Source organism: Collinsella sp. CLA-ER-H6 (genome assembly GCF_040092305.1).
Lineage (GTDB): Bacteria > Actinomycetota > Coriobacteriia > Coriobacteriales > Coriobacteriaceae > Collinsella.
The window spans coordinates 64,327-80,033 of the sequence record NZ_JBBNLS010000014.1 but is presented as its reverse complement, the minus strand read 5'-3'; the positions used below and the strand labels follow the sequence as shown (position 1 = coordinate 80,033).

Annotated in this window: 12 protein-coding genes and 3 tRNA genes; 14 read left to right on the top strand and 1 reads right to left on the bottom strand. The window is 58.5% G+C overall.

All coding sequences use genetic code 11. The annotated features are described in order from the left end of the window. The first annotated feature begins 289 nt into the window (after positions 1-289). From AAAX77_RS07365 to AAAX77_RS07350, 4 genes are all read left to right on the top strand, one after another. A tRNA-Arg gene (locus tag AAAX77_RS07365) sits at positions 290-366 on the top strand. Positions 367-744: 378 nt separating this feature from the next. Then, a tRNA-Arg gene (locus tag AAAX77_RS07360) sits at positions 745-821 on the top strand. 374 nt (positions 822-1,195) lie between these two features. Continuing rightward, positions 1,196-3,637 (top strand): hypothetical protein, encoded by a 2,442-nt coding sequence (locus AAAX77_RS07355; protein WP_349105565.1) that lies wholly within the window; start codon positions 1,196-1,198, stop codon positions 3,635-3,637. A 92-nt stretch (positions 3,638-3,729) separates the two neighbouring features. Then, positions 3,730-3,820, top strand: a tRNA-Ser gene (locus tag AAAX77_RS07350). A gap of 129 nt (positions 3,821-3,949) precedes the next feature. Here the strand turns inward: AAAX77_RS07350 and AAAX77_RS07345 are convergent. Then, complete coding sequence (locus AAAX77_RS07345; RefSeq protein ID WP_349105563.1) at positions 3,950-5,290, bottom strand: D-alanyl-D-alanine carboxypeptidase family protein; 1,341 nt, start codon at positions 5,288-5,290, stop codon at positions 3,950-3,952. Between the two features lie 197 nt (positions 5,291-5,487). Between AAAX77_RS07345 and AAAX77_RS07340 the strand changes: the two genes are divergently transcribed. The 10 genes from AAAX77_RS07340 to htpG all read left to right on the top strand — a co-directional run bounded on the left by AAAX77_RS07340 (position 5,488) and on the right by htpG (position 15,674). Further along, positions 5,488-6,183 carry a response regulator transcription factor gene (locus AAAX77_RS07340; protein WP_349105562.1) on the top strand — a complete coding sequence of 232 codons (696 nt, stop codon included), beginning with the start codon at positions 5,488-5,490 and terminating at the stop codon, positions 6,181-6,183. A gap of 25 nt (positions 6,184-6,208) precedes the next feature. Next, entirely contained in the window at positions 6,209-7,447 is a 1,239-nt protein-coding gene (locus tag AAAX77_RS07335) for an ATP-binding protein (RefSeq protein WP_117647938.1), read from the top strand. Positions 7,448-7,550: 103 nt separating this feature from the next. After that, a complete protein-coding gene (pstB, locus tag AAAX77_RS07330; protein WP_192934545.1) occupies positions 7,551-8,426 on the top strand; it encodes a phosphate ABC transporter ATP-binding protein PstB in 876 nt (291 codons plus the stop codon). A 64-nt stretch (positions 8,427-8,490) separates the two neighbouring features. Continuing rightward, a complete protein-coding gene (locus AAAX77_RS07325; RefSeq protein WP_349105560.1) occupies positions 8,491-9,219 on the top strand; it encodes a response regulator transcription factor in 729 nt (242 codons plus the stop codon). A 3-nt stretch (positions 9,220-9,222) separates the two neighbouring features. Then, a complete protein-coding gene (locus tag AAAX77_RS07320; RefSeq protein ID WP_342995928.1) occupies positions 9,223-10,647 on the top strand; it encodes an ATP-binding protein in 1,425 nt (474 codons plus the stop codon). Positions 10,648-10,842: 195 nt separating this feature from the next. Next, the gene (locus AAAX77_RS07315; protein ID WP_117745655.1) at positions 10,843-11,499 is read left to right on the top strand and encodes a Wzz/FepE/Etk N-terminal domain-containing protein; all 657 of its coding nucleotides are present in this window, start codon (positions 10,843-10,845) and stop codon (positions 11,497-11,499) included. A 2-nt stretch (positions 11,500-11,501) separates the two neighbouring features. Beyond that, positions 11,502-12,239, top strand: a complete 738-nt coding sequence (locus AAAX77_RS07310; protein WP_117736214.1) for a CpsD/CapB family tyrosine-protein kinase — start codon at positions 11,502-11,504, stop codon at positions 12,237-12,239. 17 nt (positions 12,240-12,256) lie between these two features. Continuing rightward, positions 12,257-12,907 (top strand): CpsB/CapC family capsule biosynthesis tyrosine phosphatase, encoded by a 651-nt coding sequence (locus AAAX77_RS07305; RefSeq protein ID WP_055250497.1) that lies wholly within the window; start codon positions 12,257-12,259, stop codon positions 12,905-12,907. A 39-nt stretch (positions 12,908-12,946) separates the two neighbouring features. Then, positions 12,947-13,447 (top strand): GNAT family N-acetyltransferase, encoded by a 501-nt coding sequence (locus AAAX77_RS07300; protein WP_117790205.1) that lies wholly within the window; start codon positions 12,947-12,949, stop codon positions 13,445-13,447. 202 nt (positions 13,448-13,649) lie between these two features. Beyond that, a complete protein-coding gene (gene htpG, locus AAAX77_RS07295; RefSeq protein ID WP_055250494.1) occupies positions 13,650-15,674 on the top strand; it encodes a molecular chaperone HtpG in 2,025 nt (674 codons plus the stop codon). The last annotated feature ends 33 nt before the right edge of the window (positions 15,675-15,707 follow it).

Genomic DNA, 15,707 nt, shown 5'->3' with positions numbered 1-15,707 from the left:
CTCGGTCGAGGCGCGGGCGTAAAGAAAACGCGGAGCGTTTTAGCCCGCGGGCGAGCACGCCGGCAGGCGGGCGAAGCCGGTGCGGATCCGCGCAGCGGATGCGCGGAATCCTATACGCCGCACCAATCGAAATCGAAAGCCTCCGGCAACGGGGGCTTTTCTTTTATGGCAACACCGCATGGATTCGAACCTCGGTCGAGGCGCGAGCATCTTAATCATTACTTCGTAAAATTTTTCCAAATTGTCGCTTGACCCATCGAGGGGTCACGTGCATAATAATCCGTGCGTTGCGGCGTTACCTCAGCTGGATAGAGGGTCTGACTACGAATCAGAACGTCATAGGTTCGAATCCTATACGCCGCACCAATTGAGTTTTAAGCCTCCGGAAACGGGGGCTTTTCCTTTACGGGGGCATTGCGGAGATTCGAACCTCGTTCGAGGCGCGAGCGTCAAGAAAACGCGGAGCGTTTTTAGCGAGCGGGCGAGTCCGCCGGCAGGCGGGCGAAGCCGGTGCGGATCCGCGCAGCGGATGCGCGGAATCCTATACGCCGCACCAACTGAACTTTAAAGCCTCCGGTAACGGAGGCTTTTCTTATATGTCGATATACTTGAGAAGTTGCTTTTGCCGTGTTTGAAAGTATCGAGTCGATTGACTGCGTCAAATGAGTAAAAATCAAATTCAATAACTTTTTTTGAAAAACGCTTGACCTTTATTCAGTCCATGTGCATAATAATCAACAAGTCGCGGCGTTACCTCAGCTGGATAGAGGGTCTGACTACGAATCAGAACGTCATAGGTTCGAATCCTATACGCCGCACCATTTGAGATTAAAGCTCCCGGCAACGGGGGCTTTTCTTTTACGTAAGCACTGCATGGATTCGAACCTCGGTCGAGGCGCGAGCGTCAAGAAAACGCGGAGCGTTTTAGCCCGCGGGCGAGCACGCCGGCAGGCGGGCGAAGCCGGTGCGGATCCGCGCAGCGGATGCGCGGAATCCTATACGCCGCACCATTTGAGATTAAAGCTCCCGGCAACGGGGGCTTTTCTTTTACGTAAGCACTGCATGGATTCGAACCTCGGTCGAGGCGCGGGCGTAAAGCGGACTATTTCCTGTCGACTCGTGTAAGATTCCGAGTAGGTGTCGCGGCCCATCCGCGATCACTCCTTCTCTCAACGACCGATCAGGGTGATACTTCGTGGCAGAGCGTCCGACATACAAGCTCAGGTTTCTCGATCCCAAGAAGCGCTTTCCGGTGATGCCCGAGCAGCCTGCGGGACGCTCATATGGCGTGGTCTGGAAACTCTTTGGCGAGGACCCGCATGAATCATGCTATGCCGTCGAATTCGTCGGCAAAAGCCATGTGTCGCTTTTGGGCTACGTGAGCGTTTCGGGTGAGGTCTATAAGGTGGACCGTCCCGTTAACGAAGTATCGCTGTCCAACGATCCCGACATGGAACTGGTTCTTGACGAGTCGGATTCCAGTATTGGTGAGATTATGGTAAGGGAAGCCAGCGGTGCAATGCGCGCGTGCGCGCGAACCGTCGGCTCTCCCGAAGGCCCCATGCGCGAGCAGTCCGATCACGAGACATGGAATTCGGCCCGCTCCCTTCCTTACGGCGAGTTCATGGCATCGATGTTCCTGCGCTACGTGATATTTGCCAACTCCGAAAGCGCTATTGCGAACACGGCGGGCGTCGACGGTCTCGATGCGGACATGCAAAACGTTGTCGACAAGATCAAGCTCGTAAAGTTGCCCGAGCCGGTCGAGGTGTTTTTGGGCTTTAACACGTCACCGCTCCCCGATGCTATCGAGACGCTGCTTTACCGCGTTGACCATGCCGAGAATCCGAGCGGTATCGAGCGCTATGCCGCTACCCTTATGAGCGAAATTGACTTGCCCCGTCTGCGCACCATTGCCGCCAAGTCCGAAATGAGCCTGGCGCGCATCGACCGGTCAAAGCTGTTTTATCTCAATTTTGATCGTAGCCTGCTGGACCAGGACGAGATTGACATGCTGCTTGCCATCGAGTGCCGTCTCAACCGCCTCTCCGGCATCCTTGAGCGCATCGGGGCCGGATTGGTCCCTGCGGCATCCTCGCCGAGCCTTGAGGGCTGCGCGCTCTTTGATTCGTGGCATATCGCCAAGACGACCAACGATGTTCCCCGACTGCTCGATACGGCCTCGAGCGATAACCCGTGGGGCAAACCGGGTACGGTGGCTTGCCAGCCGGGCGGCGAGTGGGACGTGCGCACCCGTTTTGCGCGAATCGTTGAGGCGCTCAACGTGGTCACGCGGCTCGACTATACCTATCGAGTAAACGTTGCCGAGGGGATTATGCTCGTTCGGTTTGGGCAGTCTGTCGTTGATGCCATGCCGCAACGTGAATACGACGCTCAAGATGACGCCTGGCGCGAGCTGGACGAGGACACGCGCGCGATCTGGGCCGCGGAGCACGATGCACGTGTGGCACTCACGCTTGCGGCAGCGTGTTTTGCCGCGGGCACCTGCATCACGCGCTGCTATGTGCAGATTGCTGCTCCCGACAGTGAGCAGGGCGAGCGCGTTGTCGCAACGTATTTCTTTGGGCGCGCGGCCTATCTGGCCGATTGCGTGCCTGTCGCCAAGGATCTTGAGAGCATGGACATGGACGATATGCCGTGCAAGCGTGTGCTTGAGGCGTATGAGTCAACCGCTCCGGAGACGATTGAGCCTGCGGAGGTTCATGCTCGTCCGCGTGATGACCACCGCACCCTGCCGCCGGCGCTGCGTGATCTGCTGCTTGCCGATACGGCTGACGAGTTGGAGGTCATGGAAGAGGACGACGACCCATACGTGGCGCGTGTTGTTGAATTGCGCGAGCAGGCAAAAGTCGACCGTACAGGTGCTTTTGAAGGCTTTTCCCGGCTTGTCGAGGAGTTGGAGGCTAAGTGCGCCGTCGCCGAGCTTTTGGCGACGGGCCCGGTTCAAACGCAGTTTTGCGATAACCAGCTGGTGCGCATGGTGCTACCGGTGTTGGAAGAAGACCGCTCTGTGCGAATCCTACGTGCGCCCGATGCGCTGTATTTTGCCCAGCACGAGATCTGCAGCTTTTACGCCGAGCAGGAGGACTTTGAGCGGGCGCTGCCCGAGGTGCGCCGCCTCTACGACCTGGCGCGCTCGTCCATGCAGTCGCACTTTGCGCTCATCAACGTGTTGGCGCGCCTGGAGCGCTTTGACGAGATTATCGAGGTAGCGCGCCACGGTCTGCGCATTGCCAGCGATCGTTCTGCAATCGGCTACCTGTTCTATCGCTTGGCGTTTGCCTATTGGAATTGCGATCAGCTCGACCTGGCGCTGGCTTGTTACCGTCTGGTGCCGCGCGGCGAGGAGTCGGGCAGCAGCGCGCTGGAAGAAATGCAGGGCCTTATGAACGAGATGGGCGTCAGCGAGCCTCCGACGTTCGAGGAAGCGGTCGAGACCATCCACAAGGCTGGACTCGAGCTGCCGCCAGTGTCCGCTGTGGCGAATCAGCTGGCAGATGCCGCTGTGCAACTGGTCGACAACGGTTTCTTTTTCCTGGCGCGCGGTTGTATCTTCCAAATGTGGCGCACCATGGGCAATGACGAGCTCGGCTCCCTCAACCGCTCGCTGGGGTAGGCGAAGCCTCCAAGGAGGAAAGGCTGCAAGGCAATTAGAAAATTTCCTCTTGCCCATCCTTGGCTGTTTGGTTACTATAGAACGGCTGTTACGGAGAGCTGACCGAGAGGCCGAAGGTGCTCGCCTGCTAAGCGAGTATGCCCCAAAAGGGCATCTGGGGTTCGAATCCCCAGCTCTCCGCCAGTATGACTTGAAAGAAGGGTTCCGAAAGGGACCCTTTTTTAGTTGAACCACGTTAGCTGGGGATTCGAACCTCAAAAAAGAGGCATCCTTTCGGACGCCTCCCTTCAGTGGGCTTATTATTCTTGCGCACTACACCTCGGGCGCCTTGGCGACGGTCTCGCTTTCTGCCGTGAGTGGGCGGTTGTCGATGCGACGGCCCAAGCGATCGAGCTTCACGAGCAGCCATTCAATGGGATTCGGCCCTGCGCCTTCCTCGTCGGCAACCAGGTCCATGACGGCGATCTTGGTGCCGTCCTGCTTGAGCGTGACGCTGCCCACCTTGTCGCCCACATGCACCGTGCCCGAAAGATCGTCGTAGCTAATCTTTTCGGTCACCTCGCCGGCAAGGGAAAACACGGTCGCTTGCGCCGTGGGATCGGCGAGTGTGGCGTCGATCGTCTTATCCGTCCAGTCGGTTTGGCCAATGCGCGCCATAAGCGGGTTGCCGTTGGCGGTCTTTTCCTGTGTGTTGGCGATTGCGACCGTCACCTTGTGGCCGTAGTACCAGTTGGCAAGGGTGGCGGTATCGGTAAAGCGCTGGTCGGTGGTGGTGGAGTTCAAAACGACGGTGTAGATCTCGTCGCCGTCGCGGTTGTAGGCGCTCGTGAAGCAGTAGCCCGCGTCGTCGGTGGTGCCGGTCTTGCCGCCAATGTTGCCATCTTGGCCCAGCAAATAGTTATGCGTGTCCATGGAATGCGAATGGTCGGTGCCGTCGGCGCCTGTGACCTCGATCCAGGAATCCTCGCTCGCTACGACCTCGCGGATCGTGTCGTTCTTCATGGCCTCTTGCATCATCAGCGCTACGTCGTGTGCGGTTGAGTGCATATCGCCAGCCCACTCATCAAAGTCCAGACCATGCGGGTTTTCAAAAAGCGTACCGGTGCAGCCGAGCTTCTTAGCGCGCTCGTTCATGGCCTTCACAAAGGTTGCCTCGGCGTCTTTGGTCTTAGGCTCGATCTTCTTGCCCACATATTCGGCGAGCACGACGGCGGCGTCGTTGCCCGAGGGAATCATCAGGCCGCGCAGCGCCTGCTCCACGGTAAGCTCGTCGCCTTCGAGCAAGCCGGCGGTCGAATTACCCACGGTGGCTGCGGCGTTGCTCACCGTGACCTTCTCGTCCATCTTGCAATTCTCGACGGTTAGGATTGCGGTCATGACCTTGGTGATCGAGGCGATTTTGACCTGCTCATCGGCGCCGCGCCCATAGTAGACGGTGCCGTCTTTGCCCATGACGAGCGCATTGGTCGCATCGATATCGGGCAGGTTTTCTGCCGTGATGCCGCGCGCATCGGCGGTTTTGCCGCAAACATTGTCGGTCGTGAGTACTTGGGCGCCGGCGACGGTGGGCACGCCAGCGGCAAGGGCGATAGCGCAGACAAAGCCGGCGGCAAGCTGGGCTGAGCGCTTTGCAAAAGAGGTGAGGGACTTCACAGATTTCGCTTTCGACGGGATGGTCTCTTCTGGAACTAGAGTATATCGTTTACCGGTGTCGGCGATCATCGCGTGCGTGCGTGGCCCACATCCGCGCCCGAACGGGCACAAGGGTGCTTAAGGCTGACTTAATCACCCACGCTTGTTGTGTGTGGCATGCGCCCCCTCGGGCATAATGGAGCGCGAGAGGAGCACGCATGAACGAGCGCATTTTGGTAGTTGATGACGAAAAGGCCATCGCCGACTTGGTTGGTATCTACCTTACAAAAGAAGGCTTTGACGTACAGGTCGCCTATAGCGGGGCCGATGCTGCCAAGGCAATCTTGGAGCAGGAGTTCGATCTGGCGCTGCTGGATGTCATGCTGCCCGATATCGATGGGCTTGAGTTGCTGCGTACGATCCGTTCCAGCCATACCTATCCCGTGATCATGCTGACGGCGCGCGATGCCCAGCAAGACAAGATCGAGGGCCTTTCGCTTGGCGCGGACGATTACGTGGTTAAGCCGTTCCGCCCGCTGGAGCTCATCGCGCGCGTGCACGCTCAGCTTCGTCGCTACACCAGCTACGGTAGCCGTGCACAGGCGGCCGAGTCGCCGACCATCCAGTTCGACGGCCTGGAGATCAACCGCGATGCTCGTTCCGTAATGGTGGACGGTGCGCCGGTGCGCCTCACGCCCATCGAGTATTCCATCTTGCTGTATCTGGTCGAGCATCGCGGCAGTGTGGTGGCCGTGGAGGATCTGTTCCGCGCGGTGTGGAACGAGGATTTTATGCCCGGCTCCAACAATACGGTGATGGTGCACATTCGCCACCTGCGCGAAAAGATCGGTGACGACGCTCAAAAGCCGCGCTTTATCAAAAACGTCTGGGGCGTCGGCTACATAATCGAATAACGCCTTTGATGGTGGGGAAGTGGATATGACAAAAGACGATAGGCAGGCATTCGAGGTGCCCGATCGACTCTTTGAATACGTGAGGTCGGTCGTCGACAACCGCGCGCTTGCAACGGTGCTGCTCTTTTTGCTGAGCCTGCTGCTGATTGGCATTGATAACATCGCTGGAATCTTGGCGGTGCTGCTTGTCGGCTTTTTGCTGATCGATCGATTTGAAATCGTACGCCGCTGCGTGGTGATTGGCGGTGCCGCGTGGGCCATGACGTTGGCGATTGGCGCCATGGCACTCGGCGGCATCGAAGGGCCGGTGCTGTTCGATGCCGGCTTTGTATTCAACATGCTTGGCTTTGTGCTGGCGCTTGCCGTGTGCGTGCTGTTCTTTTGCGGCCGCGCCCTGTACTACCAGGGCTATGAGCAGGGCGAGCAGCATGCCGATTGTGTGCTGGCCGCTCGTATTCAAGATCGCCTGATCGATCACCCCGACACCTGGGACAACATTGACGGCGACTTCCTGGAGGTCGAGGGCGCCCTTAACCGCGTGCGTGACCGTGAGCGCAAGGTGCAGCAAGCTCTGCGTGACGAGTCGCATCGCAAGGACGATTTGGTCACGTACTTGGCACATGACCTACGCACCCCGCTTGCCAGTGTGGTGGGCTATCTTTCGCTGCTGCAAGAGGCTCCTGAGCTGCCGGTTGAGCAACGTGCGCACTTTACGGGCGTGGCGCTCGACAAGGCGCACCGGCTCGATGCACTCATCGAAGAGTTCTTCGATATCACGCGCTTTGACTTCCACGATATCGTGCTCACGCGCGGCTATGTTGATCTGGGGTTGCTGCTGGCTCAGGTGGCTGACGAGTTCTATCCCATCCTCAACGAGCAACATAAGGAAGCCCAAGTTGATATTCGCGAGGACCTGACGGTGCTCGTGGATGGCGACAAGATGGCCCGCGTGTTCAACAACATCATGAAAAACGCCGTCGCCTATAGCTATGAGGGCTCGACTATCACGATTGAGGCCAGGCGCCAAGACGATGGCGGCGTGCGCGTGCGCTTTATCAATCAGGGCGATCCTATCCCTGCGGCTAAGCTCAAGGTGATCTTTGAGAAGTTCTATCGCCTGGATGCGGCGCGTGCGACCAATCGCGGTGGTGCCGGTTTGGGCCTTGCTATTGCCAAGGAGATCATCGCGGCACACGGCGGTACCGTTGCATGTGAATCGACGCCCGAACACACGATATTCACCATCGAGCTGCCCGCCGCATAGCTAGCGTGCCCTTACAAACACTTGACAATGTGCTCACGTGCGTATGAGCCGCGATTCCTACTATCGATACTGCTGAATTGATATCGATATGGAGGTGTGCGGTATGACGGCTGCTGCGGCTGTGGAGCCCACGGAGCTTGAAGAACTCATGGAAGCGCAGGCCGAGGCCGCGCATGAGCGCGAGGTTGGGGATGCGACTCGCCCCACGGCAGAGGATCTTGCCGCCTCGCCGACGCGCATCGACGTCGAGGGCCTCGACCTGTTCTATGGCGACCACCATGCGCTCAAGGACGTGAATATCAAGATCCGCGACAAGCAGATCACCTCGTTCATCGGGCCTTCGGGCTGCGGAAAGTCCACGTTGCTGCGCTGCTTTAACCGCATGAACGACGGCATCAAGGATTGCCGCATCGAGGGCAAGATTGCGCTCGATGGTCAAGATATCCTGGGCGATTGCGACATCTGCCGTTTGCGCCAGCGCGTGGGCATGGTGTTCCAACGCCCCAACCCATTTCCCATGAGCATCTACGACAACGTCGCCTACGGTCCTCGCGGTATGGGTGTGCGCGACCGCGCCGTGCTCGATGAGCTGGTCGAGGACTCCCTGCGTCGCGCTGCCCTGTGGGACGAGGTCAAGGACAAGCTCAAAGAGTCGGGCCTGGGTCTTTCGGGTGGACAGCAGCAGCGCCTGTGCATCGCCCGCGCACTTGCCGTGCAGCCCGACATTCTGCTGATGGACGAGCCGACTTCGGCACTCGACCCTGTGTCGACGTTGGTGGTGGAGCAGCTGGCCTGCGAGCTCAAGGAGACCTGCACGCTGGTGGTCGTGACGCACAACATGCAGCAGGCCGCGCGTATTTCCGATTCGGTTGCGTTCTTTTTGCTGGGTGAGCTGGTGGAGCACGCGCCCACCGCGCAACTCTTTAAGAATCCGTCCGATCCGCGCACCGCGGATTATTTGACGGGGCGTTTTGGCTGACGCTGTCTTTTACAGGTGCCTTTAGGGTTAAGATGCGGTCATATCGGCCGCAAAGGGGTTCAACATGATCTATTACGTCGAGGACGATGACAACATCAGGGATTTGACAGTCTACGCGCTGCGCAAGCAGGGAATCGAGGCCGAGGGCTTTTCGTGTGATGGCGAGTTTAAAGCTGCCGTGGCGCGACGGGTGCCCGATGCTGTGCTGCTCGATATCATGCTGCCCGACACCGATGGCTTGGCGATTATGCGTCGCCTGCGTGCCGATCGCCTGACGGCGACGGTGCCCATCATGATGCTTACCGCCAAGGACACCGAGCTCGACAAGGTGATGGCGCTCGATGGCGGTGCCGACGATTACCTGACTAAACCCTTCTCGCTCATGGAGCTTGCGAGCCGCTGCCGCGCACTGCTGCGTCGCGGCGGAATGGTCAAGCAGGCGAGCGATGTGCTCAGCGTGGGCGACATCGTGCTTTCGCCCAGCCATCGCGAGGTGACCGTTGCCGGCGAGCCGCTTAAGCTCACCCTGCGCGAGTTCGACCTGCTCGAGTACCTCATGCGCAAGCCCGGCGTGGTCTTTACCCGCGAGTCGTTGCTGCAGAGCGTGTGGGGCTGGGACTTCGACGGCGGTTCGCGCACCGTTGACGTGCACGTGCAGACGCTTCGCCAAAAACTGGGCGAGCATGCCAGCGCCATCGAGACCGTGCGCGGCGTGGGCTACCGCTTGGCCGAGCCTTCTGCCGGTGATGGTGCCGAAGGTGACGTCACCGCGGCCACCGCATCGGAGGAGTAACCCGTGGTCTTCGCCCCCCAGGGAAAACATACGCTGTCGCACCGCGTTTTTGTGACGATCTTTGTCTGCGCCATGGCGGTTATCGTGGCGTTTACGGTGCTGGGTGCGTTCTTTGTGCAAAACACCTTGGCGGATGCCACGAGTGCCAATCTGGCGCAGGAAACCGAGCTCATTGCTGCCGCCCTCGACGAGCAGCAGGAGCCCATCCCGTTCTTGCGTAGCCTCGATCGCGAGGACTTGCGCATCACGCTGATTAACAAGGATGGATCGGTTGCCTACGACAACGAGGCGTCGCCTTCCACACTGCCCAACCATGGCGATCGCCCCGAGGTCATCGAGGCCTTTGAGAATGGTTCGGGTTCCGCGGAGCGCGCAAGCTCTACGCTCGACGAGATTATGCTGTATCGCGCCGTCGCCCTTGATAACGGCCAGGTTGTCCGCTTGGCGCAGGCCCAGCCTGGCGTTGCGGCGATTTTGCTGTCGATGGTGGCGCCGATGCTGCTTATCGCAGCAGCGGGTGCGGTACTCTCGTTTTTTATGGCGCGCCGCGAGTCCCGTGCCATCATCGCGCCGTTGCAAGAGGTGGATTTGGACCACCCACGCCGTAGCTATGAGCACGCCTATGCCGAGATGGTCCCCATGCTTGAGCGTATCGAGTCGCAGCGCCAGGAGCTCAAGCGCCAAATGGCGGTGCTAGCGGACAACGACCGTATGCGCCGCGAGTTCACGGCGAATATCACTCATGAGCTCAAGACGCCACTTACGGCGATTTCGGGCTATGCCGAGCTCATCGCAAACGGCATGGTCGAGGGCGAGGACGACCTGCGCAACTTTGGCGGTCGCATCTATCGTGAGGCGGGCCGTTTGGCAGCGCTTGTCAACGACATCCTTACGCTGTCTAACTTGGACGAGGCCGAGCGTGCAACTGAGGGCGAGGCGGTGCCCATTGGGTCCACGGAGCCTATTGAGCTCTCGCGTGCCATCTACGCGGTTGAGCAGCGTCTTGAACAGGTCGCCCGTCAGGCGAATGTGACGATAAGTCATGAGACCAAGCCTGTGGTCATCGAGGGCGTGTCGCGCTTGATTGACGAGCTCATCTATAATCTGGCAAGCAACGCCATCCGCTACAATCGACCCGGCGGTACGGTTACGCTGCAGTGCGGCACCAACGACGAAGGCCATCCGTTCCTTGCGGTCGCCGACACGGGAATCGGTATCGCGCCTGAAGAGCAGGGCAAGGTATTTGAGCGGTTCTATCGCGTGGACAAGAGTAGGTCCAAGGCGCGCGGCGGAACCGGTCTGGGGCTTGCCATTGTCAAGCATGCGGCCCTGTATCATCACGCCACGCTCGATCTGTCGAGCGAGTTGGGCGTGGGAACCACCATTACGGTGACGTTTCCCATACAGCAGGACGAGCCATTCGCATAGCGATACAACACAGATATTGATGTAGACGCCGCATTTGACTTTCGGGTGCGGCGTTGTTGTGCAATTTTACGATTGCTTCCGACATTTTTACAGGAGAGCCTGTTTCTTATGTATAGAGTTTGGTCTCGGTAAAAAGATGCGATAACATACGGACAGTTTTGTCAATCCGAACTGGGGAAATGAAAGGCAAGCTGCATGACCCTTCTCGAACTGTTCCAGCTGCTGAAGAAGCACCTCAAGCTGGTCATCACCCTTCCGGTGGTCTGCGCGATCGCCATGGGCATCGTGTCCTTCGCCGCGATGGACAACACCTATACCGCGACGACGAGCATGTACATTCTCGCCAAGACCGACGATAGCGGTCAGATGAGCTACAACGATCTCTCGGCGAGCCAGATGCTTTCCAACGATATCGCCACGCTGCTGGATAGCGATAGCGTTAAGAGCGGCGCCGCCAAAGAACTGGGCCTCACCGATTTGGATGACTACAAGGTGTCTGTTTCCTCCGAGACCACCACGCGTGTCATTACGCTTTCGGTTACCGGCACCGATGCCAAGGAGACGGCTGAGGTCGCAAAGGCCATTGCCAGCTCGGTGAGTACGGTCGCTCAGAACGTCGGCGCTGCCCAGAGCATCAACGTTATCGACGAGGCTAAGACCCCCGAAGCCCCCAGCGGCCCCAAGCGCACGCTGTATATTGCCGTCGCGTTCCTCGCCGGTATCTTTATCGCAGTTGCCTATGTCGTTTTGGCAGACATGCTCAATACCCGCATCCGCGGTGCCGAAGAGGCAGAAGAGCTCCTGGGTATTCCCGTTGTTGGCCGAATTCCGGCTATGAAAGGTGGTAAATAGGCATGGCTAAGGCAAAGAACACCGATAAGCTCGTTGTGCAGAATGCCGCCAAGACCCTTCTGGCCAACATCCGCTTTGCGAGCGTGGACGACCCCATTCGCACCATCACCGTTACCTCCTCGATTCCCAACGAGGGCAAGTCTACGGTTTCCATTAATCTTGCTCAGGCAATCGCCACGAGCGGCAAGAGTGTCCTGCTGGTCGAGGCTGATATGCGTCGCAGGTCCCTTGCCGATATGCTCGGCGTCCGCTCCCGCGGCGGACTCTATGCAGTCCTGTCCGAGCAGGTTTCTATCGACCAGGCGATTGTCGAGACAGGTCAGAAGAATTTCTACTTCCTCGATGCCGAGCCGCATATTCCCAATCCTGCCGACATCATCGTCTCCCATCGCTTTGCCAAGCTGGTCAAGGCACTGTCTGCTAAGTTCCAGTACGTCATCTTCGATGCTCCTCCGGTCGGCACCTTCATCGATGCTGCCGAGATTGCCAGCCTGACCGACGGCGCGCTGTTCGTGGTGCGCGAGGACTTTACCAAGCGCGAAGAGGCGCTCAACGCTATCGCCCAGCTTAAGAAGTCCGAGAAGGTCAAGCTCATCGGTACCGTCATGAATTACTGTGAGACCGAGACCAGCGAGTACTATTATTCTTACTACACCAAGGACGGTAAGAAGGTTAAGAAGGGCTCCGACGATCAGGGCACTTCCAAAAAGGGCATCTTCACCAACCGAGCAAACGTTTAGTTGATTAAGGCTGACCTATGCGTGACATTCATTGCCATATCTTGCCGGGTGTAGACGACGGCGCCGCCGATCTCGAAGAGAGCTTGGCGATGCTCGAGGCTGCCAAGCGGGCCGGTGTAACCAGAATCGTTTGCACTCCTCACTGCCGTGATCCCTATTTTGATTACGACAAGATGTGGGATGCCTTTGAGCTGCTGCGCGATAACGCTGACGGTTTTCCGCTCCAGATGGGCTTCGAGGTCAACCATCGAAAGCTCGTTGAGCTTGGTATCGATGCCGCGGATCACTTGCATTTCGATGGGACCAACGAGTTTCTGCTCGAGCTTTCGACGCATGCCGATGCGTATGCGTTTAGAGAGTACGAGAACACGATTTACGATTTGCAGTGCCGTGGCTATCAGGTGATCATCGCTCATCCTGAGCGCTATCGTGCGGTTCAAAAGGATGTAAGCGTGGCGGAGCGCCTGGTCGATATGGGCTGCAAGCTGCAGGCTTCGGCGGACTTTATTGCCGGCGGTCGCTTTGGTCGCGAGAAAAAGCCGGCACAGCGCCTGTTCGATCAGAACCTGTACAGCTTCATCGCGAGCGATGCCCATAACGTGGGTCATTACGACTGTCTGGCGAAGGCTCGCGCGAAGTTTAGCGTGCGCGGAGCTCATTTTCGCTAAAATCTGTCCCTAACGTTCGCGTTGAATGAAAGGGCAGCTATGGATATCCAACTTAAGACGGGATGCTTTGACGACGCGGCGTTGGTGCGCCGCGTCGTTTTTATGGACGAGCAGGGCTACGAGAATGAGTTCGACGCTATCGACGAGGATCCGAACTGCATTCATGTGACACTCTATGTAGACGGCGAGCTTGCCGGCTGCTCGCGCGTGTTTCCCGAGGAACTGGAGTACGCGGCAGATGCCGAAGCCCCAGTTTTGCCGGCGTGCGACTTGGACGAAGGCGTCGCGGCGGGGGAGACCTACATTATGGGGCGCGTGGCCGTGCTGCCGAGCATGCGCCGTCGCGGTTTGGCGAGCAAGATTGTCGAGGCCAGTGATACGTGCGCGCGTGATGCCGGCTCCAAGCTCATTAAGCTGCACGCGCAGGAATACGTGCTACCACTCTATGCCAAGGCGGGTTACACGCAGATTGCCCCGGTGGACTACGAAGACGAGGGCCAGCCCCATGTTTGGATGGCCAAGCGCGTAGATGGCAGATAGGGACGTTCCTTTCCTGCCGGCAGTCGGGGACACTCCTTGGCAATTGGTGCATCAGAGCGTTTGGACATACAGTTTTTCGATTCCGTATGTATATATGCGCGCTAATGGGTTATAAAATCTAAGTCTGAACATAGCAGGTCTGCAATGCGGCTCGGGCAACCGGGCCGTTTTTGCGGACGGGGGTAGCGCGAAAGGACTGCACATGCGTCAATTTAAGACCGAGAGCAAAAAACTGCTCGACCTCATGATCAACTCCATCTACACCAATAAGGAAATCTTCCTGCGCGAGCTTATCTCCAACGCGAGCGATGCCGTCGACAAGCTCAACTTTAAGAGCCTGCAGGATCCGAGTGTCAAGCTCGACCAGGGCGACCTGGCCATCCGTGTTTCCTTTGATAAAGATGCCCGTACCATCACCATTTCGGATAACGGTATCGGCATGACCGCCGAGGAGCTCGAGCGCAACCTGGGCACCATCGCCCATTCCGGCTCCGAGGAGTTTAAGACTGAGAACGCCGAGCAGCAGGGTTCCGATGTCGACATCATCGGTCAGTTTGGCGTGGGCTTCTACTCTGCCTTTATGGTTGCCAGCCACGTAAAGGTTGTCAGCCGCGCCTATGGCGAGGACACCGCTCACGTGTGGGAGTCTGATGGTCTTGAGGGTTACACCATCGAAGACGGCGAGCGCGCCGAGCACGGCACCGATGTCATCCTGACGCTGCGCGAGAACGAGAAGCTCGACGCCGACGGCGAGGCCGAGACCTACGATCGCTTCCTGACCGAGTGGGGCCTCAAGAGCCTGATTCAGCAGTACAGCAACTATGTGCGCTACCCGATTCAGATGATGGTGAGCAAGAGCCGCCAGAAACCCAAGCCCGAGGACGCCGGCGACGACTACAAGCCCGAGTACGAGGACTACCAGGAGCTCGAGACCATCAACTCCATGACGCCGATTTGGAAAAAGCGCAGCTCCGACGTTGAGCAGAAGGATTACAACGAGTTCTACAAGTCCACGTTCCACGACTTTGACGATCCCGCGCGCACTATCAGCTTCCATGCCGAGGGTACGCTTGAGTACGATGCGCTGCTGTTTGTGCCGGGTCGCGCCCCGTTCGATCTGTACAGCAAGGACTACGAGAAGGGCCTGGCGCTCTACAGTTCCAACGTGCTGATTATGGAGAAGTGCGACGACTTGCTGCCCGACTACTACAACTTTGTGCGCGGTGTCGTGGACTCTGCCGACGTGACGCTCAATATTTCGCGTGAGACGCTGCAACAGAACCGTCAGCTCAAGGCCATTGCCAAGCGTGTCGAGAAGAAGATCACTGCCGATCTTGAGGACATGCGCGACAACGACCGCGAGGCCTACGAGAAGTTCTTTGAGAACTTTGGCCGCGGCCTTAAGTACGGCATCTACTCGAGCTATGGCATGAAGGCCGATGAGCTCGCCGACCTGCTACTGTTCTGGTCTGCCAAGGAGCAGAAGATGATTACCCTGGCCGAGTATGCCAAGGGCATGCCCGAGGATCAGAAGGCCATCTACTACGCCGCCGGCGACTCGCGTGAGCGCTTGGCCAAGATGCCCGTGGTAAAGGGCGTGCTCGAGCGCGGCTATGACGTGCTGTTGCTGACGCAGGATGTGGATGAGTTCACGTTCCAGGCTATGCGTGAGTACGTTGCCGCCGATATGCCTAAGATCTACGAGGACGACGCCGCCCGCGAGGCTGCCGAGAAGGCCGTTGCCGACGGTGCCGAGCCCGAGGTCGAGGATCGTCATCTGGAGCTCAAGAACGTTGCGACCGGTGATCTTGACCTGGCGACCGAGGACGAGAAGAAGGAGGCCGAGGACGCCACCAAGGAGAACGAGGACCTCTTTAGCGCTATGAAGGAGGCGCTCGGTGACAAGGTCGAGAAAGTTGCCGTCTCCGCGCGCCTGACCGATGCCCCCGCTTGCATCACCACCGAGGGCCCGCTTTCGCTTGAGATGGAGAAGGTGCTCCAGAAGGGACCCGAGGGCGCGCCCGACGGCATGCCCAAGAGCCAGCGCGTGCTCGAGCTCAACGCCAAGCACCCGGTCTTCGACAAGCTTGTCGCTGCCCAGAAGGCAGGCGACGCCGACAAGATCAAGCAGTACTCCGGTCTGCTCTATGACCAGGCTCTGCTGGTCGAGGGCATTCTCCCCGAGGACCCCGTTGCCTTCGCGGCGGCTGTCTGCAACCTGATGTAGTTCGGGGATACGGCACCGTAACTAGATTAGAAC